Genomic DNA, 26,007 nt, shown 5'->3' with positions numbered 1-26,007 from the left:
ACCGGCGCCTGCCTTTCCCGGTGAACCGACGGCCAACAGCGGTCCACACAAGGGAGCCGTACGGGGAGCGGGACGGTCGCCGGAATGTTGCGGAGGGGCCCCGGAGGGCGGCCGGTAGAGTTCAACGGCGTGCATCTGAAGAGTTTGACCCTGCGAGGCTTCAAGTCCTTCGCCTCCGCCACGACGCTCCGGTTCGAACCGGGCATCACCTGCGTCGTGGGCCCCAACGGTTCCGGCAAGTCCAACGTCGTGGACGCCTTGTCGTGGGTCATGGGGGAGCAGGGCGCCAAATCGCTGCGCGGCGGGAAGATGGAGGACGTCATCTTCGCCGGGACGACCGGGCGGCAGCCGCTCGGCCGCGCCGAGGTCTCGTTGACGATCGACAATTCCGACGGGGCGCTGCCCATCGAGTACGCCGAAGTCACGCTGACCCGGATCATGTTCCGCAACGGCGGCAGCGAGTACCAGATCAACGGTGACACCTGCCGGCTGCTGGACATCCAGGAGCTCCTCTCCGATTCCGGTATCGGCCGCGAGATGCACGTGATCGTCGGGCAGGGCCAGCTCGACTCCGTCCTGCACGCCGATCCGATGGGCCGCCGGGCGTTCATCGAGGAGGCCGCCGGGGTGCTCAAGCACCGCAAGCGCAAGGAGAAGGCGCTGCGGAAGCTGGAGGCGATGAAGGCCAATCTCGCCCGCGTGCAGGACCTCACCGACGAGCTGCGAAGGCAGCTCAAACCGTTGGGGCGGCAGGCCGCGGTCGCCCGGCGGGCCGCCGTCATCCAGGCCGACCTGCGGGACGCCCGGCTGCGGCTGCTCGCCGACGACCTGGTCGCGCTGCGCCGGGCGCTGGCCGCCGAGATCGCCGACGAGGCGGCACTGAAGGAGCGCAAGGAGGCGGTGGAGGCGCGGCTGCGCACCGCACAGCAGCGCGAGGCGGCCATGGAGGCGGAGGTGCGCGCCCTCGCGCCGCGGGTGCAGCGGGCCCAGCAGACCTGGTACGCGCTCTCCCAGCTGGCCGAGCGGGTGCGGGGCACCGTGTCGTTGGCCGAGGCCCGGGTCCGCAGCGCCGCGGCGGCCCCGCCGGAGGAGCGGCGCGGTCGGGAGCCCGAGGACCTGGAGCGGGAGGCCGCCCGGATCCGCGAGCAGGAGGCGGAGTTGACGGCCGCGCTGGAGGCGGCGAGTCGGGCGCTGGAGGACACCGTCGAGCACCGGGCCGCGTTGGAGCGGCAGTTGGCGGACGAGGAGCGGCGGCTGCGGGACCTCGCGCGAGCCCTGGCGGACCGGCGCGAGGGCCTGGCCCGGCTGAGCGGACAGGTCACCGCGGCCCGCGGCCGGGCGGCTTCGGCGCAGGCGGAGATCGGGCGGCTGGTCGAGGCCCGGGACGCCGCCCGGAGCAGGGCGGTCGTCGCGCAGGAGGAGTACGAGCAGCTCAAGGCCGAGGTCGACGGGCTGGACGCGGACGACGCGGAGGTCGGCGGGCGGTACGAGGCGGCCCGGCAGGAGCTGGCGGCGGCCGAGTCGGCGCTGACCGTCGTGCGGGAGGCGCTGACCGCGGCCGAACGGGAACGGGCGGCGACCGCCGCCCGGCACGACGCGCTCGCCCTAGGGCTGCGCCGCAAGGACGGCACCGGTGCGCTGCTGGCCGCCGCGGACCGGATCGGCGGGGTGCTCGGGCCGGCCGCCGAACTGCTGACCGTCACGCCGGGCTTCGAGGTGGCGGTGGCGGCCGCGTTGGGAGCCGCCGCGGATGCGGTGGCGGTCACCGATCCGGCCGCGGCGGCCGAGGCGCTGCGGCTGCTGCGGAAGGAGGACGCCGGGCGGGCGGCGATGGTGCTGGGCGGCACCCGGCCGGCGCGGGTGCCGGCGCCGGCCCGGGCGCGGGAGGCCGTGGTGGCGGTGGAGGTCGCCGAGTGTGCCGGCGGCGAGTCGTCCGCCGGGGCCGGTGGAACCGCCGGGAGCGGTGCGGCCGGCGGGTCGGGGAGCGGGCCGGCGCCGGTGCCCGCCCATGAACTCGTCCACGGACCCAAGGAGTTGACCGCATCGCTGGCCCGGCTGCTGCGGGACGTGGTGGTGGTCGGGTCGCTGGCGGAGGCCGAGGAACTGGTGGCGGCGCGGCCGGAGCTGATCGCCGTCACCGCGGAGGGCGACCTGCTCGGGGCGCACTTCGCGCAGGGCGGGTCGGCCGGGGCACCCAGCCTGCTGGAGGTGCAGGCGTCGGTCGACGAGGCGGCCGCGGAACTCACCGAGCTGGCGGCTCGCTGCGACGCCTTGGCCGAGGAGCGGCGGGCGGCGGAGCGGTGGCGGACCGAGTGCGCCGCGCTGGTCGAGGAGCTGGACGGTCGGCGGCGCGCCGCCGACCGGGAGAAGTCGAAGGTCGCCGGGGACCTGGGGCGGCTCGCCGGGCAGGCGCGGGCCGCCGCCGGCGAGGCGGAACGGTCCGCCGCCGCGGCCGCGCGGGCCGAGGAGGCGCTGGCACGGGCCACCGAGGAGGCCGAGGAACTGGCCGCGCGGCTGGTCGCGGCCGAGGAGGACCCGGGCGCGGACGACGAGGAGCCCGACACCTCGGTGCGCGACCGGCTGGCGGCCGACGGGGCCAATGCCCGGCAGACGGAGATGGAGGCCCGGCTCCAGGCCCGGACGCACGAGGAACGGGTCAAGGCGCTCGCGGGGCGGGCGGACGGGCTGGACCGGGCGGCGCGGGTGGAGCGCGAGGCGCGGGCCCGCGCCGAGCAGCGGCGGGCCCGACTGCGGCACGAGGCCGCGGTGGCCGGGGCGGTGGCCGCGGGGGCGCGGCAGCTGCTGGCGCACGTCGAGGTGTCGGTCGTCAGGGCCGAGGAGGAGCGGGCCGCCGCGGAACGCGCCAAGGACGAGCGGGAACGGACCCTGGCCACCGAGCGCGAGCAGGGCCGGGAGTTGACGAGCGAGCTGGACAAACTGACCGATTCGGTGCATCGCGGCGAGGTGTTGGGCGCCGAGAAGCGGCTGCGGATCGAGCAGTTGGAGGCCCGGGCGCTGGAGGAGCTGGGGGTGGAGCCGGCCGCGCTGGTGGCGGAGTACGGTCCCGACCAGCCCGTCCCGCCGTCCCCGCCGGCCGAGGGCGAGGCGCTGCCCGAGGACCCGGAACACCCGCGGAACCAGCCGGTTCCGTACGTCCGGGCCGAGCAGGAGAAGCGGTTGAAGGCCGCCGAGCGGGCGTATCAGCAGCTCGGGAAGGTGAACCCGCTCGCGCTGGAGGAGTTCGCGGCGCTGGAGGAGCGGCACCAGTTCCTCAGCGAACAGCTTGAAGACTTGAAGAAGACCCGGGCCGACCTGCTGCGGGTGGTCAAGGAGGTCGACGAGCGGGTCGAGCAGGTCTTCACCGAGGCGTACCAGGACACCGCGCGGGAGTTCGAGGGCGTCTTCGCGCGCCTCTTCCCGGGGGGCGAGGGACGGCTGGTGCTGACGAACCCGGACGACATGCTGGCGACCGGGGTGGACGTGGAGGCGCGCCCGCCGGGCAAGAAGGTCAAGCGGCTCTCCCTGCTGTCGGGCGGTGAGCGGTCGCTGACCGCGGTGGCACTGCTGGTGTCGATCTTCAAGGCGCGGCCCAGCCCGTTCTACGTGATGGACGAGGTCGAGGCCGCGTTGGACGACACCAACCTGCAGCGGCTGATCCGGATCATGGAGGAGCTCCAGGAGAGTTCGCAGCTGATCGTGATCACGCACCAGAAGCGGACGATGGAGGTCGCCGACGCGCTCTACGGCGTGTCGATGCAGGGGGACGGCGTCTCGAAGGTGATCAGTCAGCGGCTGCGCTGAGCGGTGAGGTGGCCCGCTCGCGCCGAGGCCGGTGGCCCCTCTCCATTCATTCCCTGAAGATCAATTCAGAACTTGAATGAAGGCTGCGGTAGTCGGGTGAGGAAGACGTCAGCTTTGGGGTATTGACTTCGAAACTTAAAGGCATAGTCTCTGCAACGTTGCTTTTACCTTCAAGTGGTGGGTGCCCCCGACGTGTGCACCACTTGTAGGGCCAGCCCCCTACGCCCGGCAGCGCAGCCGGGCCACTGGAGTTCACGTTGACCAGCACCGCGCAGCCGACGGTCCCGGAAGGCCGCAAGGCCCAGCCGGACCACCTCGGCCATGTCATCTTCATCACCGCGGCTGCCGCGATGGGCGGCTTTCTCTTCGGCTATGACAGCTCCGTGATCAATGGCGCGGTCGAGGCGATCCGCAGCCGCTACGACGTCGGCTCCGCCGTCCTGGCGCAGGTGATCGCCATCGCCCTGATCGGCTGCGCCATCGGTGCCGCCACCGCCGGCCGGATCGCCGACCGGATCGGCCGGATCCGGGTCATGCAGATCGCCGCCGTGCTGTTCACCATCAGCGCCGTCGGCTCCGCGCTGCCGTTCGCCCTGTGGGACCTGGCGATGTGGCGCGTGCTGGGCGGCATCGCGATCGGCATGGCCTCGGTCATCGGCCCGGCCTACATCGCCGAGGTCTCGCCGCCCGCCTACCGCGGACGGCTCGGCTCCTTCCAGCAGGCCGCCATCGTCGTCGGCATCGCCATCTCCCAGCTCGTGAACTGGGGCATCCTCAACCTCGCCAACGGTGAGCAGCGCGGCAAGATCGCCGGCCTGGAAGCCTGGCAGTGGATGCTCGGCGTGATGGTCATCCCCGCCATCCTCTACGGCCTGCTCTCCTTCGCGATCCCCGAGTCGCCGCGCTTCCTGATCTCCGCCGGTCGGCTTGAGCGTGCCAAGGAGGTGCTCTCCGAGGTCGAGGGTCGGAGCGTGGACCTCGACGCCCGGGTCTCCGAGATCCAGGACGCGATGCGCCGCGAGCACAAGTCGACCTTCAAGGACCTGCTCGGCGGCAAGGGCGGCTTCCTGCCGATCGTCTGGGTCGGCATCGGGCTCTCCGTCTTCCAGCAGCTGGTCGGCATCAACGTCGCCTTCTACTACTCCTCGACGCTGTGGCAGTCGGTCGGCATCAACCCCGAGAGCTCGTTCTTCTACAGCTTCACCACCTCGATCATCAACATCATCGGTACCGTGATCGCGATGATCTTCGTCGACCGGATCGGCCGCCGACCGCTGGCGCTGATCGGTTCGGCCGGCATGGCCGTGGCGCTCGCCCTGGAGGCGTGGGCCTTCTCCGCCAAGACCGCGGCCGGCACCCTGCCCTCCGCCGAAGGCACCGTGGCCCTGATCGCCGCGCACGGCTTCGTCCTCTTCTTCGCCCTCTCCTGGGGCGTCGTGGTCTGGGTCTTCCTCGGTGAGATGTTCCCCAACAAGATCCGGGCCGCCGCGCTGGGCGTCGCCGCCTCCGCGCAGTGGATCGCCAACTGGGCGATCACGGCCAGCTTCCCGAGCCTCTCGGACTGGAACCTGTCCGGCACCTACGTGATCTACATGGTCTTCGCTCTGCTCTCGATCCCCTTCGTGCTCAAGTTCGTGAAGGAGACCAAGGGCAAGGCGTTGGAGGAGATGGGCTAACCCCCCCGCCAGCCCCCTCCTCAGTTGTCGCTGCTGCCCCGGCTCACCCGAGCCGGGGCAGCGGTGTTTCGTGCGGGCGGGCGCACCGGGACCGCACTACGCCAGGAGCGGGCTGCCCACGGGTATCTCCACCCAGCGGTGCGGCGGCCCGCTCACCGGCCGCGGGTCCGTCACCCGCAGGCCGGCCGCCGCGCAGGCGTACCCCAACTCGGCGGCCCCGTACAGCTCCTGCGGTCGTGACCAGCTCCAGAAGCGGTAGTGCCAGTGCCCCTCGGGCTCGTCGCCGTACGGCGGGAGACCGATCTCCTCGGTCAGCTCGGTGCGGCCGTCGCGGGAGAGGGTGCCGAAGGTGCCGCCGCTGGGGTCGAAGTACAGGCCGTACGCGGTGGCGCCGACGGAGAGGGCGTCCAGCGCCGCATCGGCGCCCAGCAGGTACGAGGCCGGCTGGAGCAGGACGCAGCCGCCGATCACCCCCGTCACCCCCACCCGGCGGTGGGCCTGACCGGGGTCGTGGGGGACCGCGGTGGCGACCGGCGGCCCCACCGCCCCGTCGCGCGGGTCCCGCTCCAGCCGCCGGACCGCCTCGGCCTCGTCGATCCCCGCCACGAACGCGACCGAGACACCCTCGGTGTGCACCCCTCGGAACACCGCCGCCCGGGCGTCCGCCTCCCGCTGCGCGGCGCGCTCCCCGGGCGTCAACGGCACCGCCCCCGGCAACTCGGCGAAGAGCGGGGCCAGCTCGCAGGTCAGCGCCAGTCGGCCGGGGGAGCGCCCGCCGAGCTGCGGGCTCCAGGCGTCGGCGCCGGCCCGCAGCAGCAGCTCCGCGTTCTCCCCGGCGCCGTGGCAGACGGCGTGCCACAGCGGGGTGCGGCCCTGGCCGTCCCGCGCGTCCACCACCGCGCCCCGCTCCAGCAGCGCGGCGACGGCCACCGGGCCACCGTGGGCCGCGGCCAGGTGCAGCGGGGTCGCGCGATCGTGGCCCGGCACGAGGGCGCCGGGCTCGGCACCGCTTTCCAGGCGGGCCAGGACCAGCCCGGTGTCCTGCCAGTGGAACGGCGCCAGGAGTTTCCAGTCGGCGCGCGCGGCGTCGGGCACGGGCGGCGACCACGGCTGCGGCGGCTCCGGCCCGGACGGCTGGGCGAGGAGCACCGCCGGCCCCGGGCCGAGGCCGAGGAACCCCCGACTCTGCTCGTCCGCCGCCCGGTGGCCCGGCGACGCGGCGTCCGGCCAGATCTCCCGCGCTTCGCCGGCGACCGCCCGCAGCGGTCCGGCGTCGACGACGGTGACGGTCTCGGGCACCTGCTCGTCCGGCCACTCGACGACCAGCTGGGTGACGCCGGCGGGCGGCAACTGCGAGAGGTGCAGCTCCAGTTCGTAGTGGAAGGCGCCGCCGCTGCCGCCGCTCAGCCGCAGCGTCGGGCCGGCGGGCCCGACGACCGGCGGGGGCGGCCCGTCGAGCGTGGTGACCTTCCGCCCGTCCGCCAGCAGCAGCCCGCAGCGCAGCGCCCCGCTGCCCGGAGGGCCGTACGGCGACGTCCGCCCGCCGGCCCGGATCCGCCACAGGAAGACCGAGAGCCGCATCGTCACCGACCCCGGCCAGACCTGCCAGCCGGTGAGCATGATCCGGACGTCCGGCCCCGCGCCGGCCTCGGCGACCTGCGCGAGCTGCGCCGGCACGAACCAGTGCGAGGGCGCGAACTCCTCGTCCGACCCGGGTGCGTAGGTGCCCAACTCCAGCGTGTCGTCGGGAGGTTCGGGCGGCGGGTCGGAGGCGGGCAGTCCGTCGAAGAAGCTCATGCCTCGATCGTGGCACCCGGCACTGACAATCGACCGTGCCGCCGCGCCGTCCGGCGCATCAGTCCGCCAGTCGCGGAATCACCTGCTCCGCGAACAGTCGCAGTGAAGCCCACCCCTCCTCGACGGGCATCCCGCCGCACAGCGGATGCAGGATCAACGTGCCCCGGGCGCCGTCCTCTTGGGCCAGCTTGACGCACTCGTCCGGGGTGACGATGCGGTACACGCCCTCCGCGCGCAGCGCTTCGGCGTCCCGCGCGGTGGACCGCACCGCGGAGCGGGCGTCGGCCGACTGCCAGGCCGCGTACCGCTGCGCCTCGTACAGCAGGTGACCGCCGTGCGCGGCCCAACTGCGGTCCGGATCCTCGGAGACGTGCAACAGGCAGGTGCGCGGCGGGGGTTGGAGCACCCAGCCCTCGGTCCCGGCCGCGGCGCACTGCGCGTGGTAGTAGCGCACCAGCTCCGGCAGGTGGGCGCTGGGGAAGAACGGCAGCCCCAGACGCGCCGCGCGCCGGGCCGCCGGCCGTGAGGCGCCCCCGATGAGCAGCGTCGGATGAGGTCGCGAGTACGGGCGCGGAGTGACCTGGACCGTGCGCCCCCGATAGCGGAACGGTTCACCGGTCCAGGCGTCCAGCAGCGTGTGGAGCACCTCGTCCTGGAGGGCGCCGCGGCGCTGCCAGTCCTTGCCGTGGGCCGCGTACTCCTCGGGCCGGTAGCCGAGTCCGGCGATGGTGACCAGGCGGCCGGCGCCGAGCAGGTCGAGCACGGCGAGGTCCTCGGCCAGCCGCAGCGGGTCGTGCAGCGGGCTCAGCAGGGCCGAGACGGTCACGCCGATCCGGCTCGTGGTGCCGAGGACGGCTCCCGCGAAGGTGAGCGGGGAGGGCATCCAGCCGTTGTCGGTGGCGTGGTGCTCCTCGGTCTGGACCATGCCCACACCGTGCGCGTCGGCGTACGCGGCCATCTCGACGGCGGCCCGGTAGCGGGCGGACAGTTCCTCGGGGGCGACCGGCGGGCCGGCGAGGTTGAAGCGCACGACCGTGGTGGGTGCGGTGTTGCCGGCGGACATGACGGATCCCCTTCGCCGGAGCAGGTGGCGAAGGGGACCGTAGCTGACGATACGTCAGTTGACCAGGTGGATGGTCGAGAACCGGCCGGGGATCAGCCGACCTCCACCACCGAACGCTCCTCGGCGCCTTCCGTCGAGGGGGCCGAGGCCGGGGTCTCGTTCTCCCGGGCGGCCGGCAGGACCGCGAAGACCACCGCGGCGATCAGGATGGTGACCACCCAGCCCAGGCCGTTCTCGCCGATCCAGGTGCCGGAGAGCGGGCCGGAGAACCACTGCACCTTGGTGAAGCACAGGCCCACGATCAGCGCGAGCGCCCAGGCCGACATGGCCTGCCAGCAGAACCCGCCCTTGTACCAGTACCGGCTGCTGGGCCCGATGGTCATCAGGCTCTCCGCGTGGTACCGGACCGCCATCTTCCGGCGGCGGACCATGTCCATGGCGTAGACGCCGATCCAGGCGGAGAAGGAGACCGCGAGCAGCGTCAGGAAGGCGATGAACTGGCCCACGAAGTCCTTGGCCACCAGCATCATGAACAGCCCGCCGATCAGGCTGATGGCGGCGTTGATGCTGACCGCCAGGGCGCGCGGCAGCTTGACGCCCATGGTCTGCGCGGTGAAGCCCGCGGAGTACATCGACAGGCTGTTGATCAGCATCATGCCGATCAGCGCGGTGATCAGGTACGGGATCGCGATGGCCGACGGCAGCACCTGGCCGAGGAAGGACATCGGGTCGGTGTTCTGGTTGGCCAGCTCCGGGTTGGAGACGGCCATCACGCCACCCATGACCACCATCGGGACCAGCACCAGGGCGGCGCCCGAGACGGTGGTGCCGACGATCTTCTTGCCGGAGGCGGAGTGCGGCAGGTAGCGCGCGAAGTCCGGACCGGTGGGCACCCAGCTGAGGCCGCCGGCCGCGATGGTGCCGATGCCCGCGATCATCATGGCGCCGCTGCCCGGCGACTTGGCGAAGATGGCGCCCCACGGCATCTCGACGATCAGGTAGACCAGGACGACGACGCTGATCAGGCTGAAGAGGTACGTGGAGTACTTGTTGCAGACGTTGAGCGCCTTGCGGCCCATCCCGCTCACCAGGAAGGTGCAGGCGACGAAGCCCAACAGGGTCACCACGACCAGCACGTTGTTGGTCTTGATGCCGAACACCAGGTGGAGCACGGTCAGGATCGCGTAGGCGCCGCTGACCGCGTTGATGGTCTCCCAGCCGAAGCGGGCGACCCACAGGATCGCGCCCGGGAAGTAGTTGCCGCGCACGCCGAAGGCGGCCCGGGAGAGCATCGCGCCCGGGGCGCCGCCCCACTTGCCGGAGACCGACAGCAGGCCGACGATCCCGAAGGAGACGCAGGAGGCGATGGCGGCGACCACCAGCACCTGCCAGAAGTTCAGGCCGTTGTTGATCACCAACGAGGCGCCCATGGTGAGCAGCAGCACGCTGATGTTGGCCGCCACCCAGGTGGGGAAGAGCTCGCGCACCCGCCCTCGGCGCTCGTTGTCCGGAACGGGCTCGATGCCGCGCGTCTCGACGGCGCCGTCGACTTCCGGGGTGGACGTGGATGCGGACGCGGTGCTGGTGCCCATGGGTGCAGCTGTCTCCGTGCGGGGGTCTGGGGGGCACCCCCGGGAACGAGGGTGCAGGCAGCGGCTGTGGTGCCTGGCCAGAAAGTGGTTGCCAGGACTCTACGCGCGTTGCGCAGCCGTCCACCATCGTACTTTGATCCAACTTCGACCGGTCCGCCCCCTTGGACCCCCCGACGATGACACGGACCGCGCCCTCCTGTCGATGAATCCAGTCACACCGCCCTGATCAGGACATACGACGCGCACTGGACCGTCGAAACATGAAGCGGAGGCTCCTCTTCCGATATGGCGTGCCGTCGCGCCGTCTCATCGGAGGCCCGTCGGAGAGACGCATGTCTCGTTTGAGCACCGGCGAGCGGCCGTGGCCGGCGCGTCACCGCGGCCCGTGCGCGACGGGTTGTCCACACCCCGGGCACGGCGCACCGGATGTGGTGCAAGGTGATCCCGATGAACGACAGCGAACGCCCGCAGGAGGCCGACGTGTCCGGTGTGTCCGGCAAGACGTGTCAGTGGTGCCAGGGCACCGGCTATGTGTCCCAGGCGCTGGCCTACGCCCCCGGCGTCGACCCGTTCCGGGGCCCCCACGAGACCGTCCAACGGGCCGGCGAATGCCGGCACTGCCGGGGGTCGGGCACGTACGACTCCCACTGCGACCCCACCTTGGAGCGCTGGCGCACGCAGGAGAGCCGGGAGTCCTGACGCCGCGCGCCAGGCGGCCGCCGGGCCCCGGGACGCCCCGCCGAGGCCCGGGACCGAACCCCGGGCGCGTACGGCTGTTCGTAGCGGGGTGTGGCTGATACTGGAGGGGTTATGGAAACCGTCATCCTTGCCGTAGTCATCGCCGTGGTCGTGCTCGGCGCGATCAGCGGGCTCGTCGTTAGCGGCCGCAAGAAGAAGCAGCTGCCGCCCCCGACGGCCGCCCCCAAGCCCTCCGTCACCGCGCCCCCCGCCGAACCGCACGTCGGCGAGGAGGCCGAAACCCCCCGCGACGAAGAACGTCGCACCATCGAAGAAGTCGAGCTGCCGACGGCCGAGGCCCCCACGGCCGAGGCCGAGGCGCCGGTCGCCGAGCCGGAGGCGCCCGCGGCGCCCGAGGTCGAGGTCCCCGAGCCCACCGCCGGGCGTCTGGTGCGGCTGCGCGCCCGGCTCGCCCGCTCCCAGAACACCCTCGGCAAGGGCCTGCTGACCCTGCTGTCGCGGGAACACCTCGACGAGGACACCTGGGAGGAGATCGAAGACACCCTGCTGACCGCGGACGTCGGCGTCACCCCCACCCAGGAACTGGTCGAGCGGCTCCGCGAGCGGGTCAAGGTGCTGGGCACCCGCACCCCCGAGGACCTCCGCCAGTTGCTGCGCGAGGAACTGCTCGCCCTCATCGGCACCGACGCCGACCGGACCGTGCACACCGACGGCGCCGTCGGCAACGGCGGCACCGAGATCCCCGGCGTCGTGATGGTCGTCGGCGTCAACGGCACCGGCAAGACCACCACCACCGGCAAGCTCGCCCGCGTGCTGGTCGCCGACGGCAAGTCCGTCGTCCTGGGCGCGGCGGACACCTTCCGCGCCGCCGCCGCCGATCAGCTCCAGACCTGGGGCGAGCGGGTCGGCGCCCGCACGGTCCGCGGTCCGGAGGGCGGCGACCCCGCCTCCATCGCCTTCGACGCGGTCAAGGAGGGCATCGCCGAGTCCGCCGACGTGGTCCTGATCGACACCGCAGGCCGGCTGCACACCAAGACCGGTCTGATGGACGAGCTCGGCAAGGTCAAGCGGGTCGTCGAGAAGCACGGACCGGTCGGCGAGGTGCTGCTCGTCCTGGACGCCACCACCGGTCAGAACGGCCTCGTGCAGGCCCGGGTCTTCGCCGAGGTCGTGGACATCACCGGCGTGGTGCTCACCAAGCTCGACGGCACCGCCAAGGGCGGCATCATCATCGCCGTCCAGCGCGAACTGGGCGTCCCGGTCAAGCTGGTCGGCCTGGGCGAGGGGCCCGACGACCTGGCGCCGTTCGAGCCCGAGGCGTTCGTGGACGCGCTGATCGACTGATCCCGCGGCCCGGCACGACGGCGGCGGCCCCCGGTACCTGCGGATGACGGGTACGGGGGCCGCCGCCGTTTCTGTGGGTGACGTGAGGTGAGGTGAGGTGGGGGGCGCCGGCGCGGAGCCCGCTCCCGGCCGCACCGCCCACGGCGTCCGAAGGCGTGGGGTGGCGTGGGGAGGCGTGCGGATCAAGCCAAGACGCAGATCCCGGTGCGCCCGCTCGTCGACGGGGCGATCTGTCGCCGCTCAGTACGACGGCGGGCCGGGCACCGCCGCATCGGTGGTTCCCCGGCCGCCCGCCGACCTGTTGCACACGTACGCCAGGGTCCCCAGGAGTAACCGGGCCTGCGGCGGCCGGCTGGCGGTCTCCAGGGTCGGCGGGCGCAGCCAGCGCATCGGCCCGTGGCCGCCGAAGTCGGACGGCGGAGCGGCGACGTGGTCACCGCGCCCCAGCGGACGCAGGTCCAGATCCGCGTCGTCCCACCCCATGCGGTAGCGGAGGTCGGGCAGCGCGGCGGCCGCGCCCGGGGCGACGAAGAACAGGGCCCGTCCGGTCGGCGTGGCCGCCACCGGCCCCAGCGGCAGCCCCATCCGCTCCAACCGCACCAGCGCGCCCCGCCCGGCGTCCGCCGGCACGTCGAGGACGTCGAAGGAGCGGCCCACCGGGAGCAGCACCGCCGCGCCGGGCGTCTCGCTCCAGGCGGCCAGCGCCTTCTCCAGCGTCGCGCCCGCCGGCACCTCCCGGGCGAAGGAGAGCGGGTGCGCGCCGGGGGAGGGGCAGGCGGCGTCCCCGCACGAACACTCCGTCCGGCCACCGGCCCGGACGGCGCGGGCCCCCGGGACGACGTCCCACCCCCACAGCCCCGTGTACTCGGCCACTGCGGTGCCCTCGGCCGAGCGGACGCGACGGCGTGTTCCGGAACGGAGGTCCCGGATGCCGCCGATGGTGAAACCCATGCCCCCTCCAACGGGTGGTGCGTACGAGTGGTGACGAGTCGGGGAGTTGACGAGGAGACGGTTCTTCACTCTGGTGTTCACGCTCCGTCGGCGGGCCGTGGTACCGGTGGTGTGCCGTCGTACGCCGGGTGGTGCGACGCGGTGCGCACGCCTCGGCGTGCTCCGCTCCGCCCGTTCCCGTACGACCTGTGTCAAGTCAATCGCGAGAGCGGGCCGGGGAGTTCACGCAAAGGGGTGGCGAATGGTGGCGTTTCCGCAATCGACCTCCCGACGGGCGTGATCGTAGGATTACTTTCAGTGCGCGAACCCCGAAGGGGCATTCTTCGTACGGGTATGCCGGTGGCAAGGCCAGGAGGCGGCGACCCAAGGTGTGGCCGGAATCCGCGGTCGGGTAGATGTACCGCGGAACGGGCGCTGCAACAGGCGGCATCCTGTGGGGGGTTCGCGGACGAGAGCTATCGGAAATGGGGGCATCCCTGTGGGCGGCACTGGTGGCACCGCCGGCTCCAACGGCACGGACGGCGAGGGCGGGGTGGACGGCGAGGGCGCCGTCAAGCGTCCCAACGCGCAGTTGGGTTCGTGGTTCATGCGCAGCGGTTGGTCCAAGGGCGAGCTGGCGCGGCAGGTCAACCGCCGGGCACGCCAGATGGGCGCGCACCACATCAGCACCGACACCTCCCGCGTGCGCCGCTGGCTCGACGGCGAGCAGCCCCGGGAACCCATCCCGCGGATCCTCTCCGAGCTCTTCTCCGAACGCTTCGGCTGCGTGGTCGGCATCGAGGAGCTGGGACTGCGCTCGGCCCACCAGTCGCCGTCCGTCTCCGGCGTCGACCTCCCCTGGGCCGGGCCCCAAACCGTCAACCTCATCAGCGAGTTCACCCGCAGCGACCTGATGTTGGCCCGTCGGGGCTTCCTGGGCACCTCCCTGGCCCTCGCCGCCGGCCCCACCCTGATCGAGCCGATGCAGCGCTGGTTGGTGCCGGTGCCCGTCGGCCCGGGCGAGGCCGCGGCGCAGCCCGAGCGACCCCGCCGCCCGGCCCGCCTCTCCGGCCCGGAGCTGGACCTGCTGGAGGCGACCACCGCGATGTTCCGGCAGTGGGACGCCCAGTGCGGCGGCGGCCTGCGGCGCAAGGCGGTGGTCGGTCAGCTCCACGAGGTCACCGACCTCCTCCAGGAGCCCCAGCCGCCGGCGGTCGCCAAGCGCCTCTTCAAGGTCGCCGCCGAACTCGCCGAACTCGCCGGCTGGATGAGCTACGACGTCGGCCTCCAGCCGACCGCCCAGAAGTACTTCGTGCTGGCCCTGCACGCCTCCAAGGAGGCCGGCGACCGCCCGCTGGGCTCGTACATCCTCTCCAGCATGAGCCGGCAGATGATCCACCTCGGCCGGCCCGACGACGCGCTGGAGCTGATCCACCTCGCCCAGTACGGCAGCCGGGAGACCGCCACCGCGCGCACCCAGGCGATGTTGTATGCGATGGAGGCCCGCGCCTACGCCGGCATGGGCCAGCCCAGCAAGGTCAAGCGCGCGGTGCGGATGGCCGAGGACACCTACTCCGACGTCGCCCCCGGCGAACCGGAGCCGGACTGGATCCGCTTTTTCTCCGAGGCCGAACTCAACGCCGAGAACGCCCACTCCTACCGCGACCTCGCCTACGTGGCCGGTCGCAGCCCGACCTACGCCTCGCTTGCAGAACCAGTCATGCAGCGTGCCGTCGAACTCTTCGGCAAGGACCCCGAGCACCAGCGCTCGTACGCCTTCAACCTCATCGGGATGGCCACCGTCCACCTGCTCCAGAAGGAGCCCGAGGCGTGTGCCGTGATGGCACAGCAGGCGATACCGTTCGCCCGGCAGGTCCGGTCCGAACGGGTCAACACCCGGTTGCGCAAAACGGTGGACACCGCGGTGCGCGAGTTCGGGCACGTCCCCGAGGTGATCCAGCTCGGGGACGAGCTCTCCCGGCAGCTTCCGGAAACCGCCGTCGCAGGCTGACCGGGCCCCACCGCCGTACCTCGCAATTCACCGGCGCGTAACACGCCGGACGGCTTCGTCACCCCGGTGAAACACCGACAAGGTTTGGCCGAAACGGCGCTGCGACACGCTCATCGCGAAGCCGGCCCACCCACACCCGCACGGGCCGCATCGACGACGAGGAGACGCCGATGCCCCCAGGCATCCTTACGCTCGCAGACGGCCTCGCGGAAAAAGCCACGCTCAGCCCCGCCAACACCGGGTTCATGCTCATCTGCTCCGCAATGGTGATGCTGATGACACCCGGCCTGGCCTTCTTCTACGGAGGCATGGTCCGGGTCAAGAGCGTCCTGAACATGCTGATGATGAGCTTCATCAGCCTGGGCATCGTCACGGTCCTGTGGGTGCTCTACGGCTTCGGGCTCGCCTTCGGCACCGACGTCGGCGGCGTCATCGGCTGGAACGGCGACTTCGCCGGCCTCGGGCACATCGGCCTGACCCAGCTGTGGGGCACCACCACCATCCCCATCTACGTCTTCGCCGTCTTCCAGCTGATGTTCGCGGTGATCACCCCCGCGCTGATCAGCGGCGCCCTCGCCGACCGGGTGAAGTTCACCGCCTGGGCGCTGTTCGTCGCGCTGTGGGTGACCGTGGTCTACTTCCCGGTCGCGCACTGGGTGTGGGCCGACGGTGGCTGGCTCTTCAAGCTCGGCGTGATCGACTTCGCCGGTGGCACCGCCGTCCACATCAACGCCGGCGCCGCGGCGCTCGGCGTGCTCCTCGTCGTCGGCAAGCGCATCGGCTTCAAGAAGGACCCCATGCGGCCGCACAGCCTGCCGCTGGTGATGCTCGGCGCCGGCCTGCTGTGGTTCGGCTGGTTCGGCTTCAACGCCGGCTCCTGGCTCAACAACGACGACGGCGTCGGCGCGGTGGCCTTCGTCAACACCCAGGTCGCCACCGCCGCCGCGATGCTCGGCTGGCTGGCCTACGAGAAGCTGCGGCACGGTTCGTTCACCACCCTCGGCGCCGCCTCCGGAGCCGTCGCCGGCCTGGTCGCCATCACCCCCGCCTGCGGCGCGGTCAGCCCGCTCGGCGCCCTCGCGGTCGGTGCGATCGCCGGCGTGCTCTGCGCCATGGCCGTCGGCCTCAAGTACAGGTTCGGTTACGACGACTCCCTCGACGTGATCGGCGTCCACCTCGTCGGCGGCATCGTCGGCTCCCTGCTGATCGGCCTCTTCGCCACTGGCGGCGTGCAGAGCGACGCCAAGGGGCTCTTCTACGGGGGCGGCTTCGGCCAACTCGGCAAACAGGCCATCGGAGTGGTCTGCGTCCTGCTGTACTCGCTCGTCGTCTCCTACGTCCTTGCCAAGGCCATCGACGTGGTGATGGGCTTCCGGGTCGGCGAGGACGAGGAGATCACCGGCGTCGACCAGGCCGCGCACGCCGAGACGGCGTACGACTTCGCCGGCGCGGGCGGCGGCACGGCGGCCCGCAGGACCACGGCACTGGGCGAATCCCCGACCAAGAAGGTGGACGCGTGAAGCTCATCACGGCAGTAATCAAGCCGCACCGGCTCGACGAGGTGAAGGAGGCCCTGCAGGCGTTCGGCGTGCACGGCCTGACCGTCACCGAGGCCAGCGGCTACGGGCGGCAGCACGGGCACACCGAGGTGTACCGGGGCGCCGAGTACACCGTGGACCTGGTGCCCAAGATCCGGATCGAGGTCCTGGTCGAGGACGCGGACGCCGAGGAACTCGTGGAGGTCGTCGTCCAGGCCGCCCGCACCGGCAAGATCGGCGACGGGAAGGTGTGGAGCGTCCCCGTCGAGGAGGCGGTGCGGGTGCGGACCGGGGAGCGCGGACCCGACGCGCTCTGAGCCGCGGACCGCGCGCGGCGGGGGCGTACGGGAGCGCGGCGGGGGACAACACGACCGAGGAGAACCCGAGTTGACCGAGAGCGTCGAACACACCGCAGAACCCGCCACCGCCGCCCCCGCGGGCGGCGGCTACCCCGCCGCCCGCCTGCGGCTCCTCCAGGACGAGGGCCCCACCGGCCCCGACCGCCGCGCCGCCCTCGCCGGGCTCACCGACGCGTGGCTCGCCGCCCTGCTGGCCGGGGCGAGCGCGCCGGCCGCCCCCGGCACCGCACTGGTGGCGGTCGGCGGCTACGGCCGCGGCGAACTCTCCCCGCGCAGCGACCTCGACCTCCTGCTGCTGCACGACGGCCGCGCCGCCACCGCCGACCTGGCGGCCCTCGCCGACCGCCTCTGGTACCCGGTCTGGGACCTCGGCCTGGACCTCGACCACTCCGTCCGCACCCCCGCCGAAGCCCGCCGCGCCGCCCGCGACGACCTCAAGGTGCAACTCGGCCTGCTCGACGCCCGCCACATCGCCGGGGACGCCGACCTGACCGCCGCGGTCCGCACCGCCGCCTTCGCCGACTGGCGGGAGGGCGCCCCCAAGCGGCTGCCCGAACTCCGCGAACTGTGCCGGGACCGCACCGCCCGCCAGGGCGAACTCCAGTACCTCCTGGAACCCGACCTCAAGGAGGCGCACGGTGGCCTGCGGGACGCCACCGCCCTGCGCGCCATCGCCGCCTCCTGGCTCGCCGACGCCCCCCGCGACGGCCTGGAGACCGCCCGCACCCGGCTCCTGGACACCCGGGATGCCCTCCACCTCACCACCGGGCGCGCCACCGACCGGCTCTCCCTCCAGGAGCAGGACCAGGTCGCCGGCGCCCTCGGACTGCTCGACGCGGACGCCCTGCTCCGCCGGACCTACGAATCGGCCCGCACCATCGCCTACGCCGCCGACGTCACCTGGCGCGAGGTCGGCCGGGTGCTGCGCGCGCGGTCCGTCAAACCCGCGCTGCGCGGTCTGCTCGCCGCTCGCACCGCCGGTCGCGGCGTACGCTCGCCGCTCGCCGACGGCGTCGTCGAACTCGACGGCGAGGCCGTACTGGCACGCACCGCCCGCCCCGAACGGGACCCCGTGCTCCTGCTGCGCGCCGCGGCCGCCGCCGCCCAGGGCGGAGTGCCGCTGGCCACCCACGCGATCCGCCGCTGCGCCGCCGCGCCCCTGCCGGTGCCGTGGCCGGCCGAGGCCCGCGAGCAGTTGGTCACCCTCCTGGGCGCGGGTGCGCCCACCGTGCCCGTGTGGGAGGCGCTGGAGGCCGAGGGCGTCATCGCCCGCTGGCTGCCGGACTGGGAACGCGTCCGCTGCCGCCCCCAGCGCAACCCCGTGCACACCTGGACCGTGGACCGCCACCTGGTCGAGACCGCGGTCCGCGCCGCCGCGCTGACCCGCCGCGTCCACCGGCCCGACCTGCTGCTGGTCGCCGCCCTGCTGCACGACATCGGCAAGGGCTGGCCGGGCGACCACGCGGTGGCCGGCGAGACCATCGCCCGCGACGTGGCGGCCCGGCTCGGCTTCGGGCCCGGCGACACCGCGGTGATCGCCGCCCTCGTCCGCCACCACCTGCTGCTCGTCGAGACCGCCACCCGGCGCGACCTGGACGACCCGGACACCGTCGACGCGGTCGCCGACGCCGTCGGCAGCCCCGGCACCCTGGAACTCCTGCACGCCCTGACCGAGGCCGATGCGCTCGCCACCGGGCCCGCCGCCTGGAGCACCTGGCGCGCCGGACTCGTCGCCACCCTCGTCCAACGCGTCGCCGACCGACTCGCCGGGGAGCCCGCACCGGATCCCCGCGACACCGACCTGCCCACCGCGGAGCAGGAACGCCTCGCCTTCGAGGCCGCCCGCACCGACGGCCCGGTGCTGACCCTGCGCCCCCGCCCCGAGGGCGGCCCGCCCGGCCCCGTGGACGACGCCGCCGTCCCCACCGGGGACGACGCCCGCGAACCGGTCGGCGTGGAACTCCTCATCGCCCTCCCGGACCGCCCCGGCGTGCTGCCCGCCGCGGCCGGCGTCCTGGCCCTGCACCGCCTCACGGTCCGCGCCGCCGACCTGCGCACCCTGGACCCCCTCGACCGGGGCCCGGTGCTGCTGCTGAGCTGGCGGGTCGCCGCCGAGTACGGGTCGCTGCCCGAGGCCGGCCGGCTCCGCGCCGACCTGGTCCGCGCGCTGGACGGCTCCCTGGACGTCCCCGGCCGGCTCGCCGAACGCGAACGCGCCTACGCCCGCCGCTCCCGCACCGTCCTGGCCCCGCCACCCCGCGTCACCGTCGCCGCCGGCAGCTCCCGCACCGCCACCGTCATCGAGGTCCGCGCCCAGGACGCGCACGGCCTGCTGCACCGGATCGGACGGGCCCTGGACGCGGCGCAGGTCCGGGTGCGCAGCGCCCACATCAGCACGCTGGGCGCCAACGCCGTGGACGCCTTCTACGTCACCGGCCCGGACGGGGCGCCGCTGCCCGGGGCGGTGGCCACGGAGGTGGCCGCGGCGGTGGAATCCGCGCTCCAGTAGGGCGGGCGCCCCACCCGGCCGGCGGGCCGGCGGCGCCCCGCTGCACCGGGCGGGAGCGGGCCAGGGCGGGTTCGCTTGCGTAGCCGGATACCCTAGAACCCGACTGACCTACGCCCCCGACCCCGAGGATCGACGACCGCCGTGTTCGATACGCTTTCCGACCGCTTGGCGAGTACTTTCAAAAACCTCCGGGGCAAGGGCCGCCTGAGCGAGGCGGACATCGACGCCACCGCGCGGGAGATCCGGATCGCGCTGCTGGAAGCCGACGTCGCCCTGCCGGTCGTCCGCGCCTTCATCAAGCAGGTCAAGGAGCGCGGCCTGGGCGCCGAGGTCAGCCAGGCGCTGAACCCGGCCCAGCAGATCATCAAGATCGTCAACGAGGAGCTCATCGGCATCCTCGGCGGCGAGACCCGGCGCCTGCGCTTCGCCAAGCAGCCCCCGACCGTGATCATGCTCGCCGGCCTCCAGGGCGCCGGCAAGACCACCCTCGCCGGCAAGCTCGGCCGCTGGCTCAAGAGCCAGGGCCACACCCCGCTGCTGGTCGCCTGCGACCTCCAGCGCCCCAACGCCGTCAACCAGCTCCAGGTCGTCTCCGAGCGCGCCGGCGTCGGGTTCTACGGTCCTGAGCCGGGCAACGGCGTCGGCGACCCGATCCAGGTCGCCAAGGACTCGATCGAGTACGCCCGCACCAAGCAGTTCGACGTCGTCGTCGTCGACACCGCCGGCCGCCTCGGCATCGACGCCGAGATGATGCAGCAGGCCGCCGACATCCGGGACGCGGTCAGCCCGGACGAGGTCCTCTTCGTCGTCGACGCGATGATCGGTCAGGACGCGGTCAACACCGCCGAGGCGTTCCGCGACGGCGTCGGCTTCGACGGCGTGGTCCTCTCCAAGCTGGACGGCGACGCCCGCGGTGGTGCCGCGCTCTCCGTCGCGCACGTCACCGGCAAGCAGATCATGTTCGCCTCCAACGGCGAGAAGCTGGACGACTTCGACGCGTTCCACCCGGACCGCATGGCGTCCCGCATCCTCGGCATGGGCGACATGCTCTCGCTGATCGAGAAGGCCGAGCAGACCTTCAGCCAGCAAGAGGCCGAGAAGATGGCGGCCAAGCTGGCGAAGGGCCCCAAGGAGTTCACCCTCGACGACTTCCTGGCCCAGATGGAGCAGGTCCGGAAGATGGGCTCGATCTCCAAGCTGCTCGGCATGCTGCCCGGCATGGCGCAGATGAAGGACCAGATCAACAACCTCGACGAGCGCGAGGTCGACCGCACCGCCGCGATCATCAAGTCGATGACCCCGGCCGAGCGCCAGGACCCGACGATCATCAACGGCTCGCGCCGGGCCCGCATCGCCCGGGGTTCCGGCGTCGACGTCAGCACCGTCAAGGGCCTCGTCGAGCGGTTCTTCGACGCCCGCAAGATGATGTCGCGGATGGCCCAGGGCGGCGGACTGCCGGGCATGCCGGGGATGCCCGGCATGGGCGGCGGCGCCTCCCGCAAGAAGAAGCAGATCAAGCAGGCCAAGGGCAAGCGCAAGAGCGGCAACCCGATGAAGCGCAAGGCCGACGAGGAGGCCGCGGTGGCGCGCCGCGAGGCGGCCGCGGCCGGCAACCCGCTGGGTCTCCCGCAGGGCGCCGACCAGGACCCGCAGAACTTCGAACTCCCCGAGGAGTTCAAGAAGTTCATGAACTGACGCGGCGCCGTACGGCCCGCGGGGCGAGCCCCCGACCCTCCCGGAGGGTCGGGGGCTCGCCCGTTGCGCACGGGGCCCGGCTAGTGGGTGCGCGCGATCAGGTACCGGAAGACGTTCGCCATCCAGACCGTGCCGTCCGCCCGCTGGTACGGATGGAGCGCCTGGGCCAGTTCCTTCTTCACCTGCCGCAGGCCCGCCACCTCCAGCGCCGCGTCGAACAGCCCGGTCGACAGCATCCCGCGCACCGCGCTCGCCAGGTCCGCGTACCCGAACGGGCAGGCCACCCGCCCCGATCCGTCGGGCCGCAGCCCGGCCCGGCCCGCCAACTCCTCCAGGTCGTCCCGCCCGGCCGGCCGCCAGCCCGCACCCAAGCCCGCCGCCGGATCGGCCAGCCGCTCCGCCACCCGCAGCACCCCGGCCGCGGCACACCGCTCCACCGGGCCCCAGCCCCCCAGCACCACCGCGCTGCCGCGCTCGGCCAGCGCCGCCGCCGCGGTCAGCGCCCCGGTGAGCTCCTCGGCGGCACCGCCGCAGCCCACCGGGTGGAACGCGGTGATCACGGTGAACGCCGTGTCCTCGGGGGCGGCGTCGGCCAGCCCGCCGCTGACCAGGCGGGTGACCTCCGGCATGCCGTCCGGCGTGAGCCGTTCACGGGCCAGCTCCAGCCGGCACTCGTCCGCGTCCACACCGCTGACCTGCGCCCCGCGCGCCGCCGCGAGCAGCAGCGCCAGTCCTGACCCGCAGCCCAGCCCCAGCAGCCGGGTGCCGGGACCGATGCCGAGCCGGTCGTACGCGGCCTCGTAGAGGGGCACCAGCATCCGCTCCTGGATCTCCGCCCAGTCGCGGGCGCGGGTCCCGGCCGGCGCGGCCGGCGCGGCCGGGCCGTCGGCGCGCCCGGTCCCGGTGTTCGGTAGCTGGTGCCGCACGAGCGTGGGTGACATCGAAAGCGCCCCTATTCGCCGAGAACCCGAAGCTGATCCGTACCGTCCGCCCCCGTGTTTCCGAGCGTTGTGCGCCCCCGCGATCCAGACAACTGCGCTTCCGACCGGCCGTCCAGGGGGTGCGCCGGGTTTGGCTCCCGCGCGCCCCTGCGTGCGCCGGCCCCCGTGCCTCCGGAGCGCCGTTCCAGGGTGCCTTGGGGAGTGCCCGCGCGCCACGGCAGGCGCCCGGCCCCGGCGCGCCGGCCGCGGCCATCCCCCCTGCGGACGCCCCGCACCACTGCCCTACCGTGGGGGGACGGGGCCGCTGTCCGCGGCATTTCCTACCGTCGGTAACATCGGCGCGCGCCCATTCCCCGGCGTGCAGACGACTTACGCCATGTGGCGTACGCGGGGGTACGCGCCGTACGTACCGGCTTGCCGCGCTCGGGTGTCTTCTCCTCAGATCGGCACACCGCGTACGAGCCACGCCCCCTGCCCAGAAACTGACTGGTACGTGCAAAATATTTGGGATGCCCCGGAATCGGAACACTGGGCGACTCCGACTCGTTGTCACGACGTGAGCACGACACCGCCTGTTCTCGCCGCCGAGCTGGCGCTCGCGTGGGCCGACATTCAACGGCACCACCCCGAGCTGCCGGACCTGGCCGCGCCCGAGTCCCTGATTGGAGAGTCCTCGTCCGCCTGTGGCGCCGAGCTCTCCTTCGAACGGCTGCTCCACGAGGCAGTCCACGGCATCGCCGCCGCCCGCGGCATCCGCGACACCTCCCGGGCAGGCCGCTACCACAACCGCCGGTTCCTGGCGATCGCCGAGGAGCTGGGCCTGGACCACTCCGACGAGCCGCATCCCAGCAGCGGCTTCTCGCTGGTCACGCTCAACCCTGAGGCGAGACGGCGCTACCGCCCCACCATCGAGCGGCTGACCAGAGCCCTCAAGGCGCACAGCGCCGCCACCGCCACCGACACCACCCGCAGTTTCCGCGGCCCGGCCGCCCGGCACGGCTCCTCCGGGGGCGGCGTGCGCGTCAAGGCCGTCTGCGACTGCGGGCGCAACGTCCGGGTCGTCCCGTCCGTACTGGCCCAGGCGCCCATCGTCTGCGGTGGTTGCGGCAAGCCCTTCCGGATCCCCGAGGTGGCCGCGGTCGGCTGACCTTCGGGCGTGTGGCACAATTGCCTGCTGTACTCGACAGTCGCACAGGACCCCTCTCTCCTCCGGCTGACGCGTCCATCGGGGCCCCGAGTACCGCAACCCCACGTGGCATCTCGTTGTGCCCCACCACGTCAAGACCAGGAGACACCACTCCAGTGGCAGTCAAGATCAAGCTGAAGCGTCTGGGCAAGATCCGTTCGCCTCACTACCGCATCGTCGTCGCCGACTCCCGTACCCGCCGGGACGGCCGCGCGATCGAGGAGATCGGCCTGTACCACCCGGTGCAGAACCCGTCCCGCATCGAGGTCGACGCCGAGCGCGTCGCCTACTGGCTGGGCGTCGGCGCGCAGCCGACCGAGCCCGTGATGGCCATCCTCAAGGTCACCGGCGACTGGCAGAAGTTCAAGGGTCTGCCGGCCCCCGCGCCGATGAAGGTCGCCGAGCCGAAGGCCGACAAGCGCGCCCTCTTCGAGGCCGCCGCCAAGGCTTCCGGTGACGAGCCGAAGGGTGAGGCGATCACCCCGAAGGCGAAGAAGGCCGACAAGAAGGCGGACGAGGCCGCGGCTGAGTCCACCTCCGAGTCCACCGAGGCCTGAGCGTGCTTGAGGAGGCCCTTGAGCACCTCGTCAAGGGCATCGTCGACAACCCCGACGACGTGCAGGTGGCTTCGCGCACCCTGCGTCGCGGGCGCGTGCTGGAGGTCCGGGTCCACCCCGACGACCTCGGCAAGGTGATCGGCCGCAACGGCCGGACCGCCCGCGCACTGCGGACCGTCGTCGGCGCCATCGGCGGCCGGGGCATCCGCGTCGACCTCGTCGACGTCGACCAAGTTCGCTGATCAAGTTGAACACCGGCTCGGGCCGGGGAGGGCCTTCGGGTCGTCCCCGGCCCGTGTCCGTATGTGAGGCTGGAACCACCGCGACCCCGTCGGATCCAGCACCGTCACCATCCAATGAGGAACCCCGACGTTCCTCGGCCACCTCCGCGGAAGCGGCGGCGGCTTAGCCGCAAAGGGAGCACAGTGCAGCTGGTAGTCGCCCGGATCGGCCGCGCCCACGGCATCAAGGGCGAGGTCACCGTAGAGGTGCGCACCGACGAGCCGGAGCTCCGGCTCGCCCCGGGCGCCGTCCTCGCCACCGACCCGTCCTCCGTCGGGCCGCTGACCATCGCCACCGGCCGGGTCCACAGCGGCCGGCTGCTGCTGCGCTTCGAGGGGGTCGCGGACCGCACCGCCGCCGAGGCGCTCCGCAACACCCTGCTGATCGCCGAGATCGACCCCGAGGAAGTCCCCGAGGACCCCGAGGAGTTCTACGACCACCAGCTGATCGACCTCGACGTCGTCACCCGCGACGGCACCGTCGTCGGCCGGATCGCCGAGGTCTCCCACCTGCCCTACCAGGACCTGCTGATCGTCACCCGCCCCGAGGGCGGCGAGGTCATGATCCCGTTCGTCAGCGAGATCGTGCCCGAGATCGACCTGGAAGAGCAGCGCGCGGTCATCGACCCGCCGCCCGGCCTCCTCGACGACGCCGAGGCGGAGATCGCCTCCAGCCGCGAGGACAACTGATGCGGCTCGACGTCGTCACGATCTTCCCCGAGTACCTGGAACCGCTGAACGTCTCGCTGGTCGGCAAGGCCCGCGCCCGCGGACAGCTCGACGTCCGCATCCACGACCTGCGGGAGTGGACGCGCGACAAGCACCACACCGTCGACGACACCCCCTACGGCGGTGGTCCCGGCATGGTGATGAAGCCCGAGCCGTGGGGCGCGGCCCTCGACGACATCCTGGCGTCCGGTGAGGGCGAACCTGTTCTCGTCGTCCCCACCCCCAGCGGCGTGCCCTTCACCCAGGAACTCGCCGTCGAGCTCTCCGGCAAGCCCTGGCTGGTCTTCACGCCGGCCCGCTACGAGGGCATCGACCGCCGCGTCATCGAGGAGTACGGCGACCGCCTGGACGTCCGCGAGGTCTCCATCGGCGACTACGTGCTCGCCGGCGGCGAGGCCCCGGTCCTGGTCATGGTCGAGGCGGTGGCCCGGCTGCTGCCCGGCGTCCTCGGCAACGCCGCCTCCCACCAGGACGACTCCTTCGCCCCCGGGGCGATGGCCGACCTCCTGGAGGGCCCCGTCTACACCAAGCCCCCCGAGTGGCGCGACCGCACCATCCCGGAGGTGCTGCTCAGCGGCCACCACGGCAAGATCGCCCGCTGGCGTCGGGACGAGGCGTTCCGCCGCACCGACCTCAACCGCCCCGATCTGATCGAGCGTGCCGACCCCGCCGCCTTCAACAAGAAGGACCGGGAAATCCTCGCCGCGCTGGGCTGGGCCCCGCGTGAGGACGGCCGATTTGGGCGGACGAGTCAGTCCGTGGAAGAATGAGCCGCTGCTGACTCCGTCCGGCGTGCGCCCCTGCCACAGGGGGAACGACGTCCGCCCGGCGATCCGACAGCAAACCAACTTTTCCGATGATTCCGCTGATGACCTGTGGCATCAGCGAAGAAAGCAGTGGGTCATGAACCTCCTCGACTCCGTCGACTCCGCGGCGCTGCGCAGCGACGTCCCCGCGTTCCGCCCGGGTGACACCGTCAACGTCCACGTCCGCGTCATCGAGGGCAACCGCTCTCGTGTGCAGCAGTTCAAGGGCGTCGTCATCCGCCGTCAGGGCGCCGGCGTGCGCGAGACCTTCACGGTCCGCAAGGTCAGCTTCTCGGTCGGCGTCGAGCGCACCTTCCCCGTGCACACCCCGATCGTCGAGAAGATCGAGGTCGTCACCCGCGGTGACGTTCGTCGCGCCAAGCTGTACTACCTCCGCGAGCTGCGCGGCAAGGCCGCCAAGATCAAGGAGAAGCGCGAGCGCTGAGCCGCGCCGCACCGGGCCGCGGGAAACCGCCCCGGTGCACCGCGAGGC

The 26,007-nt window shown here is 72.7% G+C and carries 20 protein-coding genes; 15 read left to right on the top strand and 5 right to left on the bottom strand.

The annotated features are described in order from the left end of the window. The first annotated feature begins 129 nt into the window (after positions 1-129). Both ACLJT4_RS17705 and ACLJT4_RS17700 read left to right on the top strand, forming a co-directional pair. On the top strand, positions 130-3,801 hold the full coding sequence (locus ACLJT4_RS17705) for an AAA family ATPase (protein ID WP_411123261.1): 3,672 nt from the start codon (positions 130-132) through the stop codon (positions 3,799-3,801). Between the two features lie 257 nt (positions 3,802-4,058). Next, entirely contained in the window at positions 4,059-5,477 is a 1,419-nt protein-coding gene (locus tag ACLJT4_RS17700) for a sugar porter family MFS transporter (protein WP_382465228.1), read from the top strand. 96 nt (positions 5,478-5,573) lie between these two features. Here ACLJT4_RS17700 and ACLJT4_RS17695 read toward each other — a convergent pair whose 3' ends face one another. The 3 genes from ACLJT4_RS17695 to ACLJT4_RS17685 all read right to left on the bottom strand — a co-directional run bounded on the left by ACLJT4_RS17695 (position 5,574) and on the right by ACLJT4_RS17685 (position 9,929). Beyond that, complete coding sequence (locus ACLJT4_RS17695; protein ID WP_411123260.1) at positions 5,574-7,274, bottom strand: ankyrin repeat domain-containing protein; 1,701 nt, start codon at positions 7,272-7,274, stop codon at positions 5,574-5,576. Between the two features lie 58 nt (positions 7,275-7,332). Further along, positions 7,333-8,337 (bottom strand): LLM class flavin-dependent oxidoreductase, encoded by a 1,005-nt coding sequence (locus ACLJT4_RS17690; RefSeq protein ID WP_411123259.1) that lies wholly within the window; start codon positions 8,335-8,337, stop codon positions 7,333-7,335. Positions 8,338-8,429: 92 nt separating this feature from the next. Beyond that, on the bottom strand, positions 8,430-9,929 hold the full coding sequence (locus ACLJT4_RS17685; protein WP_411123258.1) for a purine-cytosine permease family protein: 1,500 nt from the start codon (positions 9,927-9,929) through the stop codon (positions 8,430-8,432). 447 nt (positions 9,930-10,376) lie between these two features. On the opposite strand from ACLJT4_RS17685, the gene ACLJT4_RS17680 reads away from it, so the two are divergent. Beyond that, positions 10,377-10,628 carry a hypothetical protein gene (locus ACLJT4_RS17680; RefSeq protein WP_020963653.1) on the top strand — a complete coding sequence of 84 codons (252 nt, stop codon included), beginning with the start codon at positions 10,377-10,379 and terminating at the stop codon, positions 10,626-10,628. Positions 10,629-10,739: 111 nt separating this feature from the next. Beyond that, positions 10,740-11,972 (top strand): signal recognition particle-docking protein FtsY, encoded by a 1,233-nt coding sequence (ftsY, locus tag ACLJT4_RS17675; protein WP_411123257.1) that lies wholly within the window; start codon positions 10,740-10,742, stop codon positions 11,970-11,972. A gap of 240 nt (positions 11,973-12,212) precedes the next feature. Here the strand turns inward: ftsY and ACLJT4_RS17670 are convergent, their stop codons facing one another. Continuing rightward, positions 12,213-12,923 (bottom strand): bifunctional DNA primase/polymerase, encoded by a 711-nt coding sequence (locus ACLJT4_RS17670; protein ID WP_275462763.1) that lies wholly within the window; start codon positions 12,921-12,923, stop codon positions 12,213-12,215. Positions 12,924-13,455: 532 nt separating this feature from the next. On the opposite strand from ACLJT4_RS17670, the gene ACLJT4_RS17665 reads away from it, so the two are divergent. The 5 genes from ACLJT4_RS17665 to ffh all read left to right on the top strand — a co-directional run bounded on the left by ACLJT4_RS17665 (position 13,456) and on the right by ffh (position 21,014). Continuing rightward, positions 13,456-14,913, top strand: a complete 1,458-nt coding sequence (locus ACLJT4_RS17665; protein ID WP_411123417.1) for a hypothetical protein — start codon at positions 13,456-13,458, stop codon at positions 14,911-14,913. Positions 14,914-15,083: 170 nt separating this feature from the next. Further along, positions 15,084-16,433, top strand: coding sequence for an ammonium transporter (locus tag ACLJT4_RS17660; protein WP_411123256.1), 1,350 nt, complete (start codon positions 15,084-15,086; stop codon positions 16,431-16,433). Further along, positions 16,430-16,768 carry a P-II family nitrogen regulator gene (locus ACLJT4_RS17655; protein WP_016571362.1) on the top strand — a complete coding sequence of 113 codons (339 nt, stop codon included), beginning with the start codon at positions 16,430-16,432 and terminating at the stop codon, positions 16,766-16,768. The genes ACLJT4_RS17660 and ACLJT4_RS17655 overlap by 4 nt, the downstream gene beginning before the upstream one ends. Before the next feature lie 70 nt (positions 16,769-16,838). After that, positions 16,839-19,319: a [protein-PII] uridylyltransferase gene (locus tag ACLJT4_RS17650; protein WP_411123255.1), complete on the top strand. Its 2,481-nt coding sequence runs from the start codon at positions 16,839-16,841 to the stop codon at positions 19,317-19,319. Positions 19,320-19,460: 141 nt separating this feature from the next. Then, a complete protein-coding gene (ffh, locus tag ACLJT4_RS17645) occupies positions 19,461-21,014 on the top strand; it encodes a signal recognition particle protein (protein ID WP_411123254.1) in 1,554 nt (517 codons plus the stop codon). An 80-nt stretch (positions 21,015-21,094) separates the two neighbouring features. Here ffh and ACLJT4_RS17640 read toward each other — a convergent pair whose 3' ends face one another. Then, complete coding sequence (locus ACLJT4_RS17640) at positions 21,095-21,955, bottom strand: methyltransferase domain-containing protein (protein ID WP_411123253.1); 861 nt, start codon at positions 21,953-21,955, stop codon at positions 21,095-21,097. Positions 21,956-22,511: 556 nt separating this feature from the next. Here ACLJT4_RS17640 and ACLJT4_RS17635 point away from each other — a divergent pair. The 6 genes from ACLJT4_RS17635 (at position 22,512) to rplS (ending at position 25,959) form a co-directional block, all read left to right on the top strand. Next, positions 22,512-23,102 carry a hypothetical protein gene (locus ACLJT4_RS17635; RefSeq protein WP_016571358.1) on the top strand — a complete coding sequence of 197 codons (591 nt, stop codon included), beginning with the start codon at positions 22,512-22,514 and terminating at the stop codon, positions 23,100-23,102. A gap of 155 nt (positions 23,103-23,257) precedes the next feature. Further along, complete coding sequence (gene rpsP, locus ACLJT4_RS17630; RefSeq protein ID WP_016571357.1) at positions 23,258-23,698, top strand: 30S ribosomal protein S16; 441 nt, start codon at positions 23,258-23,260, stop codon at positions 23,696-23,698. A gap of 2 nt (positions 23,699-23,700) precedes the next feature. After that, positions 23,701-23,940 (top strand): RNA-binding protein, encoded by a 240-nt coding sequence (locus ACLJT4_RS17625; RefSeq protein ID WP_003980229.1) that lies wholly within the window; start codon positions 23,701-23,703, stop codon positions 23,938-23,940. A 183-nt stretch (positions 23,941-24,123) separates the two neighbouring features. After that, positions 24,124-24,669, top strand: coding sequence for a ribosome maturation factor RimM (gene rimM / locus ACLJT4_RS17620; protein WP_411123252.1), 546 nt, complete (start codon positions 24,124-24,126; stop codon positions 24,667-24,669). Further along, positions 24,669-25,478, top strand: a complete 810-nt coding sequence (gene trmD, locus ACLJT4_RS17615) for a tRNA (guanosine(37)-N1)-methyltransferase TrmD (protein WP_411123251.1) — start codon at positions 24,669-24,671, stop codon at positions 25,476-25,478. Before rimM ends, trmD begins: the two co-directional genes overlap by 1 nt. A 133-nt stretch (positions 25,479-25,611) precedes the next feature. Next, positions 25,612-25,959 (top strand): 50S ribosomal protein L19, encoded by a 348-nt coding sequence (rplS, locus tag ACLJT4_RS17610; protein ID WP_016571354.1) that lies wholly within the window; start codon positions 25,612-25,614, stop codon positions 25,957-25,959. Positions 25,960-26,007 lie beyond the last annotated feature (48 nt).

Origin of the sequence: Streptomyces sp. x-19, assembly GCF_046549115.1 — a bacterium.
GTDB classification, from domain to species: Bacteria; Actinomycetota; Actinomycetes; order Streptomycetales; family Streptomycetaceae; genus Streptomyces; species Streptomyces albulus_C.
This window is presented reverse-complemented; position numbering and strand designations above follow the sequence as displayed.